Here is a 19,972-nt window from a genome sequence, read left to right as displayed (position 1 = left end):
TATTATTCGTATGGTGAAGGTAAGAATGCAAAGTCGTAATGTCCCGCTTTCAAACCGATCTCGACCGTGCCGCCATTCCATGCGCAGGACGTTACGCCTTCAATGCCCTCGTATGAATGCCCGCACATCCATATCGTTTCGCCCGATTGTTCAATTCGCGAGACTTGGGCGCTTAAGCCCGGCTCGATGATTAGCCTGCCGGACATGCCAATCGGAATCGAAATATGGACACGCAGTTGTGCCTTATCAGGGCCCTGGCGCTCCCAGCGAATAAACAGCTCCCCGTATACGGTTGTAACGGTTGCCTCCGCAAATGTAAGATCATCCGGCATATAAGGACGCAGTTCCACATCGCGAAAACCTGGCGAACGCTGCCGGATTCCGGCCACATATTCCTGCAGCAGCCGCAGCGGATAGCTGTTCCAGGCATGACAATGGGAATTGATGTCGTCCCAGCCTTCCCACATCGTTTTTGCGCCGCTGCGGATCATATAGCCCCAGCCGGGATAATCCGGGCTGGCGATCAACTGGTAAGCCTTCTCCTGCTTTCCTCCTTCGAACAACGCCCGAAGAAGCGGCAGTGACAACACGGTCCGGCTCTCCCATTTCATCTCGGCTATCGCCGTAAGCGCCCTGCTCACCGCCTCCTCCGGAACGAGCTCTGCATGTATGGCCAAACCATTTACCCCTTGATGATAGTTAGGAGATTGGAATCCGTCGCGGAACAAGCCGGTCTCCCGGTCGAATAAAGACTCCACGATGGAAACGCGCAGCTTTCCGGCCATCCGCTCGAACGACTGTGCTTCTGTCTGCTTCCCAAGCACAGCGGCCATGTCCGCCAACGCCTCTGTCGCTTGAACGAGCTTGATGTTCTGAACGGTTAAAAACGGCGCTGTCTTTTGGACCGTTGAATACGGCCAGTCGCTGATGTGCCAAGGGCGATCGGCCGGCACAAGTCCCGTTTTCTCATCCAATCGAGCCCAATAATGATGGACCATCCGTTTGGCGGTCTCAAAACAAGCAGCAATTATTCGATTATCCCCATAGTAATAGTATGTTTTATGAAAAAGCGTACAATAGTGCAAATCCCATTCGGGTATTTGCTTGTTGAATGCAGGGTTATCGAAGTTGGTCGGATACACGTATGGGAACGACCCATCTTCTAATTGTCCGTCCGTAAAATCATCAAGCGTCTTTGTCAAAATAGACCGCGCATCAAAGTTGTACAAAAGCGCCTCGGCTTGCAGATCGACATCCGCTAAATATTGCGCCTGCTCGCGATGGGGGCAATCGGTCGCTTGACCTAGCGTATTGTTCTTTAGCGTTTGAATACACGCATCTGCCATCTCGTTCAGCAGCTCGTTCGAGCAGCGGAACGAACCACGCTCGGTCATCGCCGTATGCGCAGATGCGATCCACAGATCGGCGCCTGGAACAAGCCGGTCCGTCTGATGCGTCACCTCCACAAAACGAAATGCTTTGTAAGACAAATCCGGCTGCCATACTTGAGGTTCTTCTCCCCCAGCTGTGTAGAGGTCGTAATAATGGTCGGACTTCTCATTGCAAACCTGATGCTTAACGAAGCCTTGCTCGTCCAACTGTTCGGCATACCGAAGCTGTACGGTCGCTCCGGCTGTTCCCGCAAGACGCAATCGCGGCCAACCGGAAACGATTTTGCCGGCATCGAACACTTGGCGAACCGTTCGCTGCTCCGAGTCCGGTTTATCCGCTTCGCCAGACACTGTTTCACAACACAGTTCGACGGGTACGATCAGTTCCTCGATTTCCCCTTCCGGTAATTGTTGACCAACCATCGTCCAGCCTCTGATTCTTGAATCCGCCAACACCGCCCTCTCGTACTGGCCTGACGCGAAACCCACCTGCATCCAGCCATGATCCAGCTTCCCGGCATCGACGTCTTCGATCGCGGATATTCGCCTGTTTTGCTGGTAGGGCGTGCCAATCCGATGCGGAACATCGCGAATCGTTTCCCATGTCGTATCGGTTTTGAAGCATTCCGTCGTTCCATCTCGATAGACGACATGCAATTGCAGCCGGAATCCCGGCAGCCCATTCACGTAATTTTGCCCGCTGCCGCCCAAATAGTGCGCCACGACAGCGATACAGTTTGGGCCTGCCGCCAATAATGGAGTCACATCGTAGGCGGTGTAATACTTGCGTCTCCACGGGTTCGTCGGAGCGGGGGTGACATACCCGCCGATTTTTTTCCCATTGAGATAAAGATTGGCTACATTATGAGCGGAAACAAATAATCTGGCCGAGCCAATTGCCCCATGGATGTCGAGTTCTTTGCGGAAATAGGCGAAGTCATTGCAACTGACCTCCGTATGGCTCCAAATCCATTCAGCCCGCCATTCGTGCGTTAGCAAGCCGGTGCCGAATCGGGCCGGCACACTTTCCGTCACTTGTTCCTTTTCCCATACCCTGACACGCCACCAGTATAGAGACGCACTTTCCAAGGCTGGTCCCGAATAGGTTGCATAGGTCTCTTGAAGTTCGACCTTGCCACTATCCCAAACCGCCCCAGCTCCTTCACGCACCGATGATTGTTTGTCGAATAACTGAACCTGGAAAGCCGTCCATTCATTCGCGCGCCCTTCACCCGTTAATCGCCAGCTGAACACCACGTCGCCCGGATTCGCAGACATCGGCTCGGCAGCGCCATTTACGCGAAGATCGATTACTTGCAGCATCCACTCCACTCCCTGTCCCCTTGAATAGTCTCTCTATCTATTTGTTCATCTGGGCAATCTCTGCAATCTTCTTCTGTGCCTGCTCAGCCGCTTGTCTCAAGCCTGTATTGATGTCGGTCTTGCCTGTTTGCAGTTGAATGCCCATATTCCCGTAAATGGTAACCACCTCGGCATCATAAGTGGCTTTCGGAAGGAAGGGCGCAAATTTGTTATAGTATGCCGCTTGCCAGTTCTTATCTTTGTATGGCGTGCCTTGTCCCAGCTGCTTCCGTACGCGTTCGTCGGTCAGAACGGTCATATCGCCTCTCAGCACCAACTCGGTCTGGTAATCGTCGGATACGATATATTTCAACACTTCCATGGCCGCATCTTTATCCTTCGCCATTTTCGTGATGCCGTAATAGCTCGGGTACGATTGCGATCCGATTCCGGGCCGGTCGCTGAACACCGGGAGCGACACGACGTCATAGTTCACCTGATCTCCCCATGCCCCCATCAACCCTTGAATGTACACATACATCGCCACATTTTTCGACTTGACGAACTCGTTGCTGCCCGGAATTTTGCCGGTCGTCTGCAAATATTGCGCATACCCTGGCTCCTGTACCGGATCAAGAAATAACGTTTGGAAAAATTTGCTCCAGCGGCTGTCCTGATTAATCGTTGGCGTATTGGTCTTCAAGTCGGCATTCGGAATGGAGAGCTGGTTCATCCGGATCGTATGAAGCGGCGAATGCGTAAACCCGAAATACTGCGTCCCCCCGTCGGTGCGAGACAGTTTCTTCGACAGCTCGCTTGTCTGCTCCCACGTCATCCCGTCCTTCGGATACGGAACGCCGAACTTATCGAACAAATCCTTGTTGTAATATAAAAGCAAGTTGTTCGTTATGACCGGAAGCGCATACATTTTGCCGTTGGACGTTTGCTTCAGCGCATCCATGACGGTTGGCTCAAAACGATTTAGATCCACCTTATGCTTCGCGATCAAGTCCGACATGTCGTATTCGATCCGATTCGGGAAAACCTGCCCTTCATAATTGCCGATCGTCTGGTAGAAAATGTCGAATCGCGTCCCCGACGCCAGAAGCTCCTCCATCGAGTTGCCCTTCGTCGATTGGATGTACTTGATCGTATAATTCGGAAATTTTTTGCGTAAAGAAGTTCCCAGCCTTTGGTCAAAACCTTCTACGGAATCATTGTTCGTCGAATAAAAGACAATTTCGACCGGTTCTTTCGCAACGTCAGATCGTTTGTCTTCCTGTTGACTGCCTTCGCTCTGCGTTCCGGCTTGACTGCAAGCGGTCACACTCCCGACCATTACCATCATTGCGATTGTTTTACGGAGTAACAATTTCATATCCGGCAAGCGCCCCCTTCAATATTTTTCAGTAGTCTTTCTGTACGTCCCTGGCGGGCATCCGACAATACGACGGAACAAGCGGCTAAAAAAAGCCGGGTCCTCGTATCCGACCATGGATGCCACATTAATAACTTTCTCCTCTTGGTCCTCAAGCAGATGCTTCGCCTTCTCGATCCGAATCTGATGGAGCAGCTCGATCACACTCATGCCCATTTGCTCCTTCATGAGCCGGTTAAGCTTTCGCTCACTGATGTTGAACACGTCTACCAAAGACGTCAACGTGATTTTCTCCCCGTAATTCCTTTCCAGATAGCCGCGTATTCGCCTCGCCGTCACTTCCCGCTCGCCGTAATAAACGTTCTGTCTTTTCGTTTGGTGCAGATTATAATTACGCGATAAAAAAATTTGCAGCTCGATCATCTTTAATCGAATGATCGCATCGAAGCCCGGATTCCGATGGTCAAATTCGGCCATCATGCTTTCCAGAATGACCAGCAACGTCGCCGCGTACGGACCGCTCAGATTAAGCCGATGATGGAAGCGCTCTTCTTTATCGAGAAAAGGCTGCACATAGAAAAAGTCCATGGATCTCGATATGCCGAGCTCGCGCAGCAATCCTTCCTGGATGAGCGAAGGCATAAAGATGCAGTTAATGATTTCGATCTGCTGCTCTTGCTCGTAGTCGTACGCATGCACTTCTCCGGGATTGATGATGAATACATCTCCGGCGCGAATGGCATATCGCTCGCCCTCGAAGCAATGCTGCGCTTCTCCTCTCACGACATATACGAGCTCCACAAACTCGTGGCTATGTTCGATTGGCGTCGCGTTTCGATTTTGAACGACCCGCTTCATCCAGAAAGGAAACTCTTGCCCCATGAATTTGCTGCTTTTCAAATGCTTCTCCATCTGCTTTTCGTTCTCACCCCCAAGACATCGGATATATTCTATTTCCAGCTCTATTATACATGGCCGGATCGATCAGTTTCATTGCTCATTCCGTCATCAGGATGGTCAATTCCGCCATGGGTTTAGGTGGATATGTTTTTGACATCCGACACATGTGGATGATCGTTCATTTTTTTACAAGGCTATGTTAAATCCTGATGTTGATCTTTACGATAAGAAAACCGCCTCGTTGAAGAGGCGGCTTATTGAGCTATCGTACCCGTTTAGTTGAGTCCCATTAATTGGGTTTTGCATTGATTTCCGTTAAAGTTCATGCATCACGAAGTCCCACCGAGTTAAGGCAGCTTGCTGCCGGCCACGATGCGGTTAGTCGGTGCGGATGTGTCCCGGCAATTACTTCCTCGCTCCTTGTTTCCGGGACCGAGGGTCTTATTTTTTACCGAGTTGTTCCGCCAAACCGATTAGAAGTCCTTCTTTTCCACGAATGTAGCAGAGCCGATACGAGTCCTCGTACTGAACCACTTCGCCAACGAGCTGAGCACCATACTTAGTGAGTCTGGATACCATTTCGTCAATGTCTTCAACGGTGAACATGACGCGTAGATAACCGAGGGCATTTACAGGAGCAGTTCGGTGATCGGATATAGTAGGTGGGGTGAGAAATCGCGAAAGTTCAAGTCGGCTGTGGCCATCTGGGGTAACCATCATAGCAATCTCTACACACTGTGAACCCAGCCCCGTTACGCGACCAGCCCATTCACCTTCGACAGTAGCTCGCCCTTCGAGCTTCAAGCCAATTTCCTCGAAGAAAGAGATTGCGTCATCAAGGGATTCTACAACGATGCCAACATTGTCCATTCTTAGTAATTTGTTTTTTGCCATAGTTTTATCTCCTTTATGTGTACGAATTTGTTACCTGATCATCTTCATATTTACAATAATATTAATTCCAAAAGAATAACATCTTGTCACAGTTAAATTACGTAGATACCCTCTTTCTAAACTCCTAATATTTTTATACTTTAACAATTCGGAGTTACGATATTATCTCCTGCTTATTATTTTTGATCATTAAACTAAACTCCCGTGTCGGTCACAGAAAACAGCATGATTTCACCAACATATTTTTCTTATTGGATGCTGTATTCTCATATTCCTTGCTTTCTAAAGGACTTACAACGGTAACGTTGACGTTTAACCTCTCCAGTAAGGGATTTTACAGCGTACTTCCCAAATCGCACATCAAATATCAACAACAAAGTTTAACATACCCTTTACAAAAAAAGCTTCGGAACCGGATGGTCCCGAAGCGGCAATCGAACGATAAGGTTGGGCAAGCACTCAAGGCTGAATCAGGCCATAGTCGCGCAGCTTCTGCTTCAGGCTGTTCAATTCGCCCTCCAGTTCCCCGACCGTCAATCCCGACGTATCCGGGAGCGCAGGCAGGCGACCCAGCCGGCCGAACGGTTCGTAAACCGGAGAAGAATACGTAACGGCGCTCGGCGCGGTAACCGCCGCGGACAAAGGCGCGTTCACGCGCAGCTCGTTGCCGGCAATCCGGTTGATGCGCCGAACTTGGCCGCCAGCGGCGATCTTGATCCACTGGCCGACCTTCAAGAGGGCCGAGTCGTTAACAACTACCTTGTACGAACCGGCCGAGCCGGTTGCGGTAATCCCGCTTAGTGCGCCGAACGTGCCTCCACTCAAGATCCGGTAGCCGGCCGGAGAGGCGCCGGGCGTGAACGCCGTTCCGGCCGCCAGCACAATCGTTCCGGACTGATACGTCGTTCCGGTCTCCAGCAATGGGTCGTCTAAGGCGCTGCTCGCAAACTTCAATCGGGCGCTCGCCTCATCCGTCCGTACGGAAGCGTGCAGATCGAGCCATAGTCCCCCCTGCTTCGAGGAGATCAGGTTGTCCGTCACCTCCACGTTAATAAACGTTCCGTCCGCCGCATTAAGCCGGATCGAGTACAGTCCGAGCGACGTACCGTACGTTTCCTGGATCGTATTCCCGGCGATTTTCGCCCCCGCGACGGTCGATCGAAGCAAGATCGCCGCTTTATACGTTTCGTTGGCCGCCGGATAATGTCCAGCGTTGACGATCAGGTTGCCGGTAATGCGCAGGTTGGACATCGTCCCGACCTTGCTGGTGTTGCCGATATGGATGGCGGCGACGGGCGCGTTTTTAATGATATTGTCGCTGATGATGACGTTGTTAACACTTGTATCGCGGACGAAGCCGATACCGTAACAAAATCCTTCGAGCAGATTCGTCCGTTTGACGAATTCCTCCTCGCACGTAATCGTATTGCCGGTAATCGTAATATTCTCGAACATCCCCGTAAAGTCGGGCGGTAAAGAACCGGGAAACGCCCCGATCCCGACCATCATGGTGCCTTGCTTTTGCGCGTTGGCCAGGCTGATCGTGTTGCCCGCCACCGTCACGTTTTTCAGGGAATGCTCCTTGTACGGCCAAAACTGAATCGCATGGGCGGCGTTCGTAAACGTATTGCCGGTTACGGTCATATCGGCATGCTCGCCGCTTGTTTCGCTCGCTTGAATATGGACGCCGGTCACATAACCATCGCTAATATTGTTCGAAACGACGCTTTGCCCCGTATGCGTTTCGATCGCTCCGACCGCCTTTTCCCCCGGAGCGGCGTAAAACCGGCAGTTGGTGACGGTGTGGGATTTGCCGTTCATGTAAACGGCGGAATTGTCGTACCCGTCGAATCCCCGGGCATGGACGAAGTTGAACGTGCAGTTGCGGACAACGGCGTTTTTCGATTGCGGATTGTTCAGTACGACCGTATTCCAACCGCAAATCGGGTCGAACGTGCAATCGGATACCTCGATGTTCTCGTAATCGAACAAGCTGATGCAAAACTGCGTCCAGTAATAGTCCGTCCGTCTGTGATCGATGCTGCACGTCGTGTTGCCCGACGGATTCTGGTCGAAGCGCAGGCCCCGGATCGACACGTTGGACACCTTCGGCCAAGTCTGGAAGTTGCCGATAATCGTCCAGTAGTCGCCGGCATCGTCCTTTACCTTGATGACGGAGTTCGTCCCTTCCCCGAGCAGATGCACGTTCGATTTCGGCACGATGCGGCGCGTGCTGAGCAGGGGCGACACGCTGTACGTGCCTTTCGGAAAAAAGACGGTCCCCCCGCCGAGCGCGTACACCACGTCAATCGCCGCCTGGATGCTATCCATATCGTCCGTCGCTCCGTCGCCCTTCGCTCCGAACCATTTCACGCTGTACCGGTCGCTTTCAACAATCCGCTTGAACCGGGCGCCGGAGGCCGAAACGAGCACGAGGCCGGTATTGTCGGCCGTGGCCGTGTCGGATGCGTCGTAATAAAAATGTCCCTCCAGGCCGGGATCGGTTACGTAGTACAGCACGTCGGCGCTCGGCGACGCGTTGGCGCGCAGCCCGGCGATCGTCGTTTTCACAAGGCCGCCCGCACCTGCCGGACCGGAGCAGCCGCATCCCCCGTAGACGGCTTCCGATACGCTTCGCCCGTCGCCCGCGTTGACGATCCCGCTCGTCGCCCCGTAAACGGCCGCAGCCGCCCCCGCCGCGCCGATTGAAGCGAGCAGCCTTCGCCGCGTCCACTTTTGCTCCGCTATTCCATCCGAATCCGAACTCGCCGTCTTGACCGATTGTCCCGCCTCCTGCCTGCCCGCCGCTTTGACCGTTCCATTCCCGCCGCTTTCCATCACCTTTTCCTCCTCCGCTGCCGGTTAGGCGACCCGCTGCCGCTTCTCGAATCTAGCTGGACCGCTGACCGCTTTGCCGTCATATGTAACCGCTTCCAAACTTGTCTTTATCATAGCTCCAACGCCAATGGATTGCTTTGCAGGATAAACCGCTCTTTTTGCATTTTTGTACGAGCCCGCAGTCAAACCTTACATTCGCTGGGCGTATCAACACAAAAAAAAGCGCCCGGCAGCTCAATCCCGGACGCATCTCTTCATTTTCCGCTGCGACCCTCGCGTTACTTTTGCGTGGACAGCTTCTGGTTTGACTGTTCTTCAATCGTCCGAACGAGCGTATTGACGTCTTTGCCGCCCGTCGCGAGATCCTTTCTCGCCGCCTCCACATAAAAGCCCACGGTGCCGTCGTATTTCGTAATGGCCGGGAGACCGGGCTTCGTCTTGAACAGCGCCTGCACGTTTTTCCCTTGAAATTCGGGCAGCTTGGTGCCGTAGCCTTTTTTGATGTCGTCGCTTTTCAGCACGCTGGGCGTTCCGTATTCGCTCATCATCCGCTGCACTTCGTCGGAGGTAATGATCTTAAGCACCTCCAATGCGGCGTCCCTGTTTTTGCTGACGTTCGAGATGGCGAGCATATGAATATCGACCTGGCGTCCGCGGCCCAAATCTTCCTTGAAGTTCGGCAGCGAGACGATATCCCAATCCATTTTGGCGAGATCGGCCTTGCTGTTCACGAGCTGGAGAGCCCAAGCGGGCATCATGGCGACGTTTTTATCTTTGAAAAAGCCGTTGGCGCCGTAATCGTATTTGCCCGCATTGACGTAGCCGGGTATTTCGTAGGCGGATTTGAACATGCCGAACACTTTGCGCCAGCTGTCGTTGTCGATCAACGCTTTGGCCGTCTTCGCGTCGGCATACGGCAGCGATAAGCCCGAAGCGACATCGGCGACCCGGCCCGGATCGAAGCCGATATATTGGACCCCTCCGTCCGAACGGGTGAGCCGTTTCCCCAGCTCGATCACCTCGTCCCAGGTCATTCCGTCCTTCGGGTAAGGAACGGCGAACTTGTCGAATATCGACTTGTTGTACACCAGGACGCCCATATTGGCCGAAAACGGCACCCCGTACACTTCGCCGTTCTCGCCGAACGATTTCACCGCGTCCACATAAGCCTGATCCATGCGGCTCAAATCGAGGCCGTGCTGCTTGATCACATCGTTCATGTCTTTTTGCAGCTGCAGGTTCTTGTAGGTGGGAAACCCGACATTGCTGCCGTAATACAAATCGGTGAAGCTGTTCGCGGCGACCAGCTCCTCGATCGTCGTCCCTTTGTCGTGCTTGACGACCTCGAACGTCACGTACGGCAGCTTCCGCTTGAGCGGCTCGATAATGAACTGCTGCAGCCGCTCGTCCGAAATGTTGTTGAAATGGTTGTACATCGTAATTTTGACCGGCTCCGGCGGCTTCTCTACAGCCGCTTTCGTTTGCGGAGCGCCCTCCTTCGTCTCTACCCCCTGGCTGCCGCAGCCGGCGAGCGCGCAAACCGTCATGACCGCGCAGAGAGAGCCGAACGTATACCCGCGTTTCGCTTTCATGGCCTATCCCCCACTCCTTATGTGACGAAATCGTTTTCATAACCATCATAACTTGCAAAGGGGCCGAAAGCTTTATGCATTTAATCGTTTTTTTTGTGATCACTTTTATGATGCCGTTCGTTTTTTTTGCACAATGATTCGAGACCGTACACTGGGCGAATGTGGAGGTACAGCCCCGTTCCAAGCGATCGTTCGGTTTGTAAGGTTGGCGTCCATGCCCGTCTATTCTCTCGTCGCCTGCTGCTCGACCCCATCCTGGTTCAAAATGAAGGCTTCGGCCAGGCCGGCCGATTCAACGATAAACGTAACTTCGACAGGCAGCGATCGGAGGAAAAACGTATTCTCGGAAGAAGGCAGCAGCTCCAGCCGCACTTGCCCATCGACTTGCAAATAGAGCCGGTTCTCTTCCGCCGAAATGGCCGCGCCCGGTCCGTCCGCAAAGCGATAGCGGCCTGCATAGCTGGCGTACACGCCGGGATCGATCTCGACGGCCCGTTTCCTCGGCCCACGCGCCGGAATATCGTACGGCTCGTCGAACAAAATCCGTTCCGCCGCTTCGATGACTTGTTGGTCAAAATTGTAGTCTTGCTCCATGTTACTTAAATAAATGAGCGTTTTACCGCTATCGACGTAACGGATCAAAGAGGTGGAATAGCCCGGCCAACTGCCGCCATGACAGACGATTTTGCCTTTGCCCTCCCGCTGCTCCACAATCCAGCCGAAGCCATAACCGAACGTTTCCCCGTCGTTGAGACGGACTGGGGCAAACGCCTCTTGAAGGCTCTCCTGCCCGACAAGGCCCTCTCCGTACAAAGCCTGGTCGAAGCGGTACAAGTCCCGCACATTCGAATTGACGGTTCCGTCGCCCTGAATGCCGTCCAAATAATGCACGTAGCTCGTTTCCGCCATTTCGTCCGGAAGCGCGTATTCGCCGGTACGCGCATCGTACACATAACCGAACGCATAATCCGCTATCGTTTCCGGACGGTACCGTCTGTTGTACACCCGGGAATCGTCCATCCCTTGAGGAATAAAGACAAAATCGCGCATAAAATCGGCAAACGACCGGCCGCTGGCCCGCTCCACGATAACGGCCAGTAGCACATACCCGGTATTGCTGTACTGCCACTGCTCGTTCGGCAGGAAATAAGGCTCCGGCTTGTGTGTCTCGAGCAGACGAAGCACATCTTCGTTGCAGGCGATCCGACGCGAATCCCAATGGTTCAGAAACAGCTCCATATAATCCGGCAGCCCCGACGTATGCGTGAGCAGATGGCGGACCGTGATGCCGGTATAAGGAAAATCCGGCAACCACCGTTCGATGCCGTCATCGTAATGCAGCTTCCCTTGCTCGGCCAAAATCATAATGGCCGCAGCCGTAAACGGCTTCGAAACGGAAGCCAGCTCGAAGACGGATTGAACAGTCAGCTTCCGCCCGCTGGCCCAATCCGCCGTACCGAAGGCAGCCTCGGCGAGAATGGTTCCGCCTTCCGCCACCAACAAAGCTCCGTTGAATTCGCCCTTCTCATGCAAGGCGTTCAACAGCCGTTCCAAATGCTCGCGCTTTGTTTTCATCCTCTTTCCCCCTATTCGTAATTTACATTAATTATTTAGGAACCTAACGTAATACTTAAAAAAATAGTATGTATGGCCCAGTACAAAGCCAGACCTTGAACGGTATTCTTGGAATGGATAAAATCCCTTGTACCTCAAGGGATCGAGCCTCCCGGAATTCACAGGATTAGCTCTGACTTTGTACCAATTCGGCCTCGACAACCGTTTTAAGTTTGAACATCAAATCCCTCATATGCTTGATTTCCGACAGCTCCAACTTGGCGTAAAACCGTTCGACGATCGCTTTCTCTATTTCATCTTGCTTCTCGAAATAAGCATCCCCTTGCGGGCCTAATCGAACGAGTATTTCTCGCCGGTTGCGTTCGTTGATGTCCCGCTTCACGTACGTTTTCTTCTCGAGCTTGCCGACGATTTGGCTAATGGCGCTTGACGTGACGTGCATCCGTTCGGCTATTTCCCGAACGGTAATTGGTCCTTCCTTATGGACGATGTCCAGCAGCAAGGTTTGCTTCGCCGTCATCTCGTCGTCCAGCAACGCCCTGTATTCATGCAGAAGCAGCTTATTAAGCGCAAATTCGGCATCGTTCATTTCCTTTACATATTGAAACCGTTTGTCGTTGTCCGCTATTGATTCCATCCGATACGTAATCCACCTTCATTGTTAAGGTTGCTTTATTATTATAACAGATCCTTCTCCCGTTTAAAAGTTCTTATAGCCTCTTGGCATAACAATGCCTCGGCAGTGCCCCGTACAGGGGGCCGGTGAATTGGAGAACAAAGCCGGCAGCCTCCAAGTTACGGCGGCTCGCAGCGTTGTCGGGATGGACGGTTGAATAAAGGTACTTCGCTCCTAACGCTACAGCCCGTTTTTCGCGCAAAACGTTGAAATAGCGCTGCAGTCCGCGGCCGCGGACCGATTCGTGCACAATCGTCGAATCCAGTACCCAGACTCGGGAAAGCTCTTCGTCTGGCACTCCGAATTGGCGTGCCAAATTATTGGCTCCCCGCCCGGGATGTGCAAGGATCGAATAGGCGGCCAACTTTTCTTTATCGTATGCTCCGTACATTTCCCCGTCCTGCTCGAGCAGCTCATGAAAATATTGGTCGTCGTCTGCGTAGAATAGCGCTTTGTCGGGAATTCTCGATACGACATCTGCCATCAAGTCATGAACTTCGGCCAACCCCTCGCGGCCGAGCCTGCGAATATGCATCCCTTCGTACGAACAACTTTGACCGCAATCCATAGTGATCTCTCCCATGCCGGTTTTTCCTCTTCGGGCTTGTATCGTTATCAGGGCAGTTTCTTTCCCATACAAATACTGGATAAACTATCGGCGTACTCCCCGAAACGTTCGATTTCGACAAATCCGAATTTCTTATACAGCCCGATCGATTCCGGCTGCATGATCCCCGTTTCGAGAACGGCCGCCGTAAATCCCGCCCTCGCGGCCTCTTGCTCCAAAAAGGATAAAAGGCGCGACGCAATGCCTTTATTCCGATAAGCAGGGTCGACAAATATTCGTTTCAGCTCGCAGGACTGTCCGTCAAGAGGGCGATATGCCCCGCAGCCGACAGCGGTGTTATCCAGATAGGCTATGACGAACACAACATCGTTTGCCTTCGGTTCATCCAAGTCAATAACGAACACTTCTTCGGCAGGGTATAAAGAATACAAATACCGATCCAGTTTGGATAGCAATGCAATCAAATCGTTATGATTCGGTTTTACCGTTTGTAACGTTAATTCTCCCATTACGGCCGCTCCTTATACGAACATTTGTTAGTAATTTCGTTTGCCGCCTCGTTTAACAAGCTCCCAATCCCCTTCAATATTGGTTCTAACCTTATGAAGAAGCTTCAGGAGCGTATCCTTTTCTTTATTGGAAAGACCGGCCAGCGCCACCTCATCGGAATAATCCGCTTCTCTTTTCAAAAAGAGATAAGCCTCTTTCCCCTTGTCCGTAGGATATAACATTTTGATCTTTTTGTTGTTCGCATCATTTTCTTTGGCAATGAAGCCTTGCATGTCGAGCTTGCTAACGGCGCGCGCCGCCGTCGTACGATCGACTTTAATCATCTCTGCAAGCTTCTCTTGGATGATTCCCGGAAATTCGCATATCCGGACAAGATACAAGTACTGCCCCTTCGTAAGATCCAGTTCCTTGAACTCTATATTGCTTATGGAATCGCAAGCTCTTGCTATCATTCCGATTTCACGCAAAATCTCCTTCATCTTCACCCCCCTTTCAAATGATGCAATTACAACAAAATAATATTGCATTTACAGCATAACACTTCCGATTCCTTCTTGCAACGAATACCAAAAAAGCAAAAAGCCTTATGCCGCTAGCGCTGCAATAAGACGATTTGCTTCAGATTGGGTGGTTGGGTGTACGGGTGTATTGGATACGAAATTACAAAAAACTATTTCTTACTGGTAAACGTCGCCATTCGTATATCTCCGTCCCACTCGACTTGAATGCCGAGCAATTCGGCAAGCTGTCTTACCGGCAAAAAGGTCATTCCTTTCTTAATTAAAGGCACGGCCTCCTCCAATTGTACCTTTTCGCCGTCAACGAGCATCTCCGGCTTTCCGATCTGCAAGACGATACTCTTTGCCTCTTTGGTCAGAGTAATTTTTTGTTCGTTTGGTTCCCAGCCCACTTCAAAGCCGAAGGCGTCCGCCAACGCCCGCAGCGGAACCATCGTTCGTCCGTTCTCGAGAAAGGGCTCCGCTCCGCTTACGGGGTCGATTTGCAAGTATAGCCCGTTTACAACGATCAGCACGCGATATTTCAAATATTCCTCGCACGCTGGGAGCTCCAACTCGATTTTCTTGTCCTCCGACACGATCCCCATTTTCACGCCGGATTTACTCGAGCATGTTGGAAAAGGCGGCGAATCCGACCAAAAGAAATCCCTGTCGGCATACGCCGTATTTCCGATCGTTAAAGCGCATAGCAAACTCAGCACAACATACTTCCATTTTGATTTGAACAATCATATCAGCTCCTGCTGTATGTATCTTTTAATCTTCTCATCGCAGGACAGCTTCACAGCAGGACGTGTGCATAGTCGTGTCGGAGACGCTGAAACGCCGTTCCTCCTACTCTTCCAGCAGCTTCTTGAGGCTTTCGATGTCTTCCTTCGTCAATTGCCCGCCATCGTACAGCGCACTGATCAAGCCGGGTACCGAACCGCGATGAACATCCTGGATGAATTGCTTGGTTTCAAGCTGCAAATATTCCCGCTCCGTGACGCAAGGCTTATAATGATGCGCCTTGCCTATTCGGGTTGCCGAAACGATTCCTTTCTCCATCAAGCGAGCCAAAAACGTAATGACCGTGTTTTGTTTCCATGCCTTATGTTCGGGAAGTTTCGTCAAAATCTCCGCCGTCGTAACAGGACGGTCGCTTGCCCAAATGATGTCCATAATTTGTTTCTCCGCCTCAGACATCCGATGTCCTTTCGTCATAGCGTCCTCCTCTCTTGGACCTACAAGAAGTAGCCCAAAACAAAACTACACTATGTAGGTTTATTTGTCAAACGTTTGTCTCTCCATCTGCAAATGAGGCATTGCTTCCGCATCTTTAACCTACACATTGTAGATTTAATTTCATTCTACACGATGTAGGTTAAAGATGCAACAGCTGACGGGCAGGTTGTATACTTGATGACTTCTCTAAAAAGGCTTAACGACCATCAGCACAATTATGGCAATCATCAGCAGCTGTGACGCCAACTCGAGCGGAGCGATCTTTCCTATCGCTCGTGCGAACTCGTCAGGAATTTCCCCTTGGCCTTGACTTTCATATACGATCTTCATGATCTTTTTCATGCGCGGCTCGATCAATCCGCCGATCGTGACGATCATGAGCAGCGACAAAAGAATGGATAAATTCAGCCACATTTGGGATAGCCCCATCTCGGTTATGATCATGAGCCAACCCCCGGTAACAACAAGTACGGCTCCGCCAATTTTAGGCAGAATGGCGAGCTTGGCCGTTATATCGAAAGCAAAGCGCAGTTGGCTTGAGGTTCTGGCGGCTCTTCGGATGACAGGCACCAGGCAAGCGGGACCGATTACGGCAATCGACGCCAAAATATGCAAAACGAGCAGCAGTCCAAACAAACCGATCACTCCTTCTCCCTCTGCAGTGCACCGGGAATATCGCTTCGGTAGGCGAGACCGACCCTTTTCTTATGAAATGGCCCTCCTAACTCGATATGGTTCAGCATACAATTCGCCACATCCTCATAAGCGACATCCAGCTCTTGAAATCGGCTGAATAAGTAACCGGCTATGTCGGCCTCGGAAAATCCCTTTATCGTCTCCGGAACCGACACGGGCAAAGTTTCCGTTGTCACATGCAGAGAAACCGGCGCCGGATGCACCATCGAATCAACCATCGTTCCCGGACACATCATGGACCAATCGAGCTGAGTCTGCCGCAAACGCTCGAAATTCCGGTTGTGATTTTGATACATCGGGGGAAAGCCGGGCAAATTGTTGCCTATGAGATCGGTATATGGGATATCCAGCAAGCCGGCGCCTCCCATTACCCATACCCGCCCAGAGAAACTGGGTTGATTTTCACATTGGCTTACAAGGTTATCGACGATCCGAACGAACTCTTCTCCCTGACCCGCATGGCCGGCTGCAATAATAGCGGCGTCTTGATGCGAGAGCGCCTCACGGACACTTGCCGGGTCCATGATATCCCGCACGATCACCTTCACTTGCTGTGCGATAGGCTCACCCTGCTGTTCATGAACCTTCTCGGGGTTTCGCACAAATGCGGTCATTTCGTGTCCCATCCGCACCCCTTGCGCAAGCACCCTTCTTCCCGTATTTCCCGTTGCTCCGAAAACAATAATTCTCATCGTCGTCCTTTCCCTCCTTCAAAATGATTCCGGCAATTTTCATCCTTGGATTGACTCAAGCATAGCATCGCTCTAAAATCTTGTTAAGAACCCACTTTCATGTAGGGTACTTACTTGAAAGTAAGCATGCACAAGGAGGGATATCATGTTTGTCCGCGCGGAGGCCGGAGAAGAGAGAAAATGCCCTATCGAGACGGTGATTCAAGTCGTAGGCGGGAAATGGAAACCTTTAATCTTATGGCATCTGTTGGACACCGCCAAAAGGTTCAGCGAGCTTGAGAAGCTGATTCCCGAGGTAACCCAGAAGATGCTGGTGCAGCATCTTCGGGAGCTGGAGAACGACAGGCTGGTGACACGTACGATTTATCCTTCGGTCCCTCCTAAAGTGGAATACATGCTAAGCGAATATGGAAAAACGTTGGTCCCGGTTTTGGAAGCCATGTGCCAGTGGGGCGAAAATCATAACGGGCAGAGCCCCGGCTTTAAGTGAACAAAGGCAGCCGATCGATCTGGCCGGCTGCCTTTTTCGTGTATTTAACGCAGGAGTGGTTACAAGTTACCGTCTCCTCTAGAGCCTGTTACAGCTCCACGATCTTCGTAGCGATCTGGTTGCAAAACTCGCTGTCGTGTTCCACAAAAAGAATGGTCGGCGAATATTCGAGCAGCAGCTCCTCGATCTGCATGCGGGAAATGACGTCGATAAAATTAAGCGGTTCATCCCATATATGCAAATGCACTTTTTCGCACAGGCTTTTGGCAATCAGCACCTTCTTTTTCTGGCCGCCGCTGTAAGCGGATATATCCTTCTCAAATTGCACTCTGGAGAAATCGAGCTTTCTAAGAATCGATTTAAAGAGGCTTTCTTCGATCCCGTTATCGGCCGCATAGTCGGACAAATTGCCTTGAAGCCTGGAGGTGTCCTGCGAGACGTAGGATATTTTCAGCTGGCTCCCTTTGCGGAACGTACCGGTATAGTTCAGATCTTCGCCGCAAATCAGCTTGATGATGCTGGATTTGCCGGAGCCGTTTTTGCCAGAGAGCGCAATCCGATCCCCTTGCTCGATCGTAAAGCTGATATCGCCGCAAACCATCTTATCCCCGTAAGAAATGGATACATGATCCAACTCGACAAGCTGGCTTTTATGAAAAGCAAGCTGCGAAATTTTCAAACTCTCGGAACTTTCGATATTGTTCAGCAGCTTCGACTTTTCTTCCATAGCGGACTGCTGCCTGTGCTCCATCGATTTCGAGCGCTTCATCATTTTAGCCGCTTTGTGGCCGATATACCCTTTATCCACCTTGGAGCCGGAATTTCTCGTTCCGTTTTTTGTTTTTTCCACCTCGTGCGACCAGTTGCCGGTTCGTTTGGAAGCCTCCGACAAGCGCTTAATGTCTTTTTTAAGCTTATCGTTCTCGGCCAGCTCGAAGTTGTCTTGTCTCTGTTTATTTTCCCACCAATCGGAAAAATTGCCTTTTTGAATCTCGAGGCCGGTTTTATTGATCGACAGGATATGGTCAACGCAGTTATCCAGAAACGCTCTGTCGTGCGACACGAGAATGAATCCTTTTTTGGTCTTGAGATAATCGCTCACCAGCTTGCGGGCATGCATGTCCAGGTGATTGGTCGGCTCGTCGATCAGCAGAAAGCGGTTCTCCTTCAGAAACAAGGCGGCCAGCAGCACTTTGGTCTGCTCTCCGTTGGACAAGGAGTCGAAAGGCCGGTACAACACGTCCTCCGAAACCTTCAGCAAGGAAAGCTCGCGCATCAATTGCCAATGCTGATAGTCCGGAAAAATGTCCTCGATCACATCAAGGGTAAGGTTTTGTTTGTTTTGGACAGGATAAGGGAAATAATCGAAACCGACATTCGCCGAAATATGCCCGGCGTACTCGTATTTGCCGAGCAGCAAGTTGAGGAACGTGGTCTTGCCTCTGCCGTTTCTTCCCGTAAATCCCAATTTCCAATCGGTATCGATTTGAAAGCTTGCATTCTCGAATATGTTATCGTAACTTCCATCATAAGCAAACGTTAGGTTTGTTACATTAATTAATGACATTAAATTACCCTCCTGCCGGAAAAATATAAAAGCTACAAGAAAGTTACTTTTCTTGTAGCTCAAATACATACGGCAAACCTAACCCCATGAAATGGAGTCAGATGAGGGGATATGGTTTGAGTGAAAAAGATAAAGTAACTTTCTTGCCCATAAAAAATAAAACATGCGAAAGCAAATCGCAATTTTTGTTTTATTGTTTTATATAAGCAAGAAAAATCACATTATTCTTTTCCACCCCAATCGATTCAATTACGCGTATTTTATCATATCTCATTTTGAATTTCAACAGCGGCTTACAGCTCTTTCATGCGGAGAACGACCGGGCAATGATCGCTGCCCGTCACCTCGCACGCAATCTCCGAATCTACCAGCGAGGCAGACAGTCGGGAAGAAATCAGGAAGTAGTCGATCCGCCATCCGATATTCCGCTCCCGCACCTTGGGCATGAACGACCACCACGTATAGGCGTCGGTCTTCTCCGGATACAAGCGGCGGAAGCTGTCGATGAATCCGCTCTCCAGCAGCTCCGTCATCTTGCCCCGTTCTTCCGGGGTAAAGCCCGAATTATTGCGGTTGGACTTCGCATTTTTCAGGTCGATTTCCTCGTGGGCCACGTTCAAATCGCCGCAGACGATGACGGGCTTCACGGCGTCCAGATTTTGCAGGTAGCTCTTGAAGCGGTCCTCCCATTCCAGCCTGTAGTCGAGCCTGGACAGATCGCGTCTCGCATTCGGCGTATATACATTGACGAGATAAAATCCTTCGAATTCCATCGTGATGACCCGGCCTTCCGGTTCACGGTCCTCTTCCAGACCGTATCGGACGGAAAGCGGCTGATGCTTGGAAAACACCGCCGTCCCGGAGTAGCCTTTCTTCTCCGCATAATTCCAATATGCCGTATATCCGTCAAATTGCTCAAGGTCGATCTGGCCTTCCTGCAGCTTGGTCTCCTGAATACAGAACAGATCCGCGTCGACCGTCTTGAAATAGTCCATAAATCCTTTGTTCACACAGGCTCGTAGCCCGTTGACGTTCCATGATACCAGCTTCATTCTCTTATTCTCCCAACTGTTTCGTTTTAAACCGTCGAAAAATGCATAAAGACGTGACTGGACCGGTCGTTTGCAGCGACCGTGAAATCCAGTGCACGTCTCTTGCCTG

The 19,972-nt window shown here is 51.2% G+C and carries 18 protein-coding genes; 1 reads left to right on the top strand and 17 read right to left on the bottom strand.

Annotated elements, in window-relative coordinates; translation table 11 throughout:
* Positions 1-2: 2 nt before the first annotated feature.
* The 15 genes from ABD796_RS33320 to ABD796_RS33250 all read right to left on the bottom strand — a co-directional run bounded on the left by ABD796_RS33320 (position 3) and on the right by ABD796_RS33250 (position 16,754).
* Positions 3-2,714 (bottom strand): family 78 glycoside hydrolase catalytic domain, encoded by a 2,712-nt coding sequence (locus ABD796_RS33320; RefSeq protein WP_344917530.1) that lies wholly within the window; start codon positions 2,712-2,714, stop codon positions 3-5.
* A gap of 37 nt (positions 2,715-2,751) precedes the next feature.
* Positions 2,752-4,071, bottom strand: coding sequence for an ABC transporter substrate-binding protein (locus ABD796_RS33315; protein ID WP_344916686.1), 1,320 nt, complete (start codon positions 4,069-4,071; stop codon positions 2,752-2,754).
* Between the two features lie 18 nt (positions 4,072-4,089).
* Positions 4,090-4,971 (bottom strand): helix-turn-helix domain-containing protein, encoded by an 882-nt coding sequence (locus ABD796_RS33310; RefSeq protein ID WP_344916684.1) that lies wholly within the window; start codon positions 4,969-4,971, stop codon positions 4,090-4,092.
* A gap of 441 nt (positions 4,972-5,412) precedes the next feature.
* Positions 5,413-5,865, bottom strand: coding sequence for a VOC family protein (locus tag ABD796_RS33305; protein WP_344916682.1), 453 nt, complete (start codon positions 5,863-5,865; stop codon positions 5,413-5,415).
* Positions 5,866-6,324: 459 nt separating this feature from the next.
* Positions 6,325-8,703 (bottom strand): glycosyl hydrolase family 28-related protein, encoded by a 2,379-nt coding sequence (locus ABD796_RS33300; RefSeq protein ID WP_344916680.1) that lies wholly within the window; start codon positions 8,701-8,703, stop codon positions 6,325-6,327.
* A gap of 278 nt (positions 8,704-8,981) precedes the next feature.
* Complete coding sequence (locus ABD796_RS33295; protein WP_344916678.1) at positions 8,982-10,295, bottom strand: ABC transporter substrate-binding protein; 1,314 nt, start codon at positions 10,293-10,295, stop codon at positions 8,982-8,984.
* A gap of 222 nt (positions 10,296-10,517) precedes the next feature.
* The gene (locus ABD796_RS33290; RefSeq protein WP_344916676.1) at positions 10,518-11,870 is read right to left on the bottom strand and encodes a serine hydrolase; all 1,353 of its coding nucleotides are present in this window, start codon (positions 11,868-11,870) and stop codon (positions 10,518-10,520) included.
* Between the two features lie 166 nt (positions 11,871-12,036).
* Entirely contained in the window at positions 12,037-12,507 is a 471-nt protein-coding gene (locus tag ABD796_RS33285) for a MarR family winged helix-turn-helix transcriptional regulator (protein WP_344916674.1), read from the bottom strand.
* A gap of 73 nt (positions 12,508-12,580) precedes the next feature.
* A complete protein-coding gene (locus ABD796_RS33280) occupies positions 12,581-13,114 on the bottom strand; it encodes a GNAT family N-acetyltransferase (RefSeq protein ID WP_344916672.1) in 534 nt (177 codons plus the stop codon).
* A gap of 47 nt (positions 13,115-13,161) precedes the next feature.
* Positions 13,162-13,623 carry a GNAT family N-acetyltransferase gene (locus ABD796_RS33275; protein WP_344916670.1) on the bottom strand — a complete coding sequence of 154 codons (462 nt, stop codon included), beginning with the start codon at positions 13,621-13,623 and terminating at the stop codon, positions 13,162-13,164.
* A gap of 27 nt (positions 13,624-13,650) precedes the next feature.
* Positions 13,651-14,103 carry a MarR family winged helix-turn-helix transcriptional regulator gene (locus tag ABD796_RS33270; protein WP_344916668.1) on the bottom strand — a complete coding sequence of 151 codons (453 nt, stop codon included), beginning with the start codon at positions 14,101-14,103 and terminating at the stop codon, positions 13,651-13,653.
* 191 nt (positions 14,104-14,294) lie between these two features.
* Positions 14,295-14,729: a copper amine oxidase N-terminal domain-containing protein gene (locus ABD796_RS33265; protein WP_344917528.1), complete on the bottom strand. Its 435-nt coding sequence runs from the start codon at positions 14,727-14,729 to the stop codon at positions 14,295-14,297.
* A 247-nt stretch (positions 14,730-14,976) separates the two neighbouring features.
* Positions 14,977-15,345, bottom strand: a complete 369-nt coding sequence (locus ABD796_RS33260; protein WP_344916666.1) for a BlaI/MecI/CopY family transcriptional regulator — start codon at positions 15,343-15,345, stop codon at positions 14,977-14,979.
* Between the two features lie 207 nt (positions 15,346-15,552).
* Positions 15,553-16,008 carry a DUF2269 family protein gene (locus ABD796_RS33255; protein ID WP_344917526.1) on the bottom strand — a complete coding sequence of 152 codons (456 nt, stop codon included), beginning with the start codon at positions 16,006-16,008 and terminating at the stop codon, positions 15,553-15,555.
* A complete protein-coding gene (locus ABD796_RS33250) occupies positions 16,008-16,754 on the bottom strand; it encodes an NAD(P)-dependent oxidoreductase (RefSeq protein ID WP_344916664.1) in 747 nt (248 codons plus the stop codon). The genes ABD796_RS33255 and ABD796_RS33250 overlap by 1 nt, the downstream gene beginning before the upstream one ends.
* Positions 16,755-16,899: 145 nt before the next feature.
* On the opposite strand from ABD796_RS33250, the gene ABD796_RS33245 reads away from it, so the two are divergent.
* Positions 16,900-17,244, top strand: a complete 345-nt coding sequence (locus tag ABD796_RS33245; RefSeq protein ID WP_344916662.1) for a winged helix-turn-helix transcriptional regulator — start codon at positions 16,900-16,902, stop codon at positions 17,242-17,244.
* A gap of 88 nt (positions 17,245-17,332) precedes the next feature.
* On the opposite strand, the gene ABD796_RS33240 is transcribed toward ABD796_RS33245, so the two are convergent.
* Entirely contained in the window at positions 17,333-18,811 is a 1,479-nt protein-coding gene (locus ABD796_RS33240) for an Lsa family ABC-F type ribosomal protection protein (RefSeq protein WP_344916660.1), read from the bottom strand.
* Between the two features lie 293 nt (positions 18,812-19,104).
* A complete protein-coding gene (locus ABD796_RS33235) occupies positions 19,105-19,863 on the bottom strand; it encodes an exodeoxyribonuclease III (protein WP_344916656.1) in 759 nt (252 codons plus the stop codon).
* Positions 19,864-19,972: the final 109 nt, after the last annotated feature.

This window comes from Paenibacillus hodogayensis (assembly GCF_039536325.1).
In the GTDB taxonomy this organism is placed as follows: Bacteria; Bacillota; Bacilli; order Paenibacillales; family NBRC-103111; genus Paenibacillus_AB; species Paenibacillus_AB hodogayensis.
This window is presented reverse-complemented; position numbering and strand designations above follow the sequence as displayed.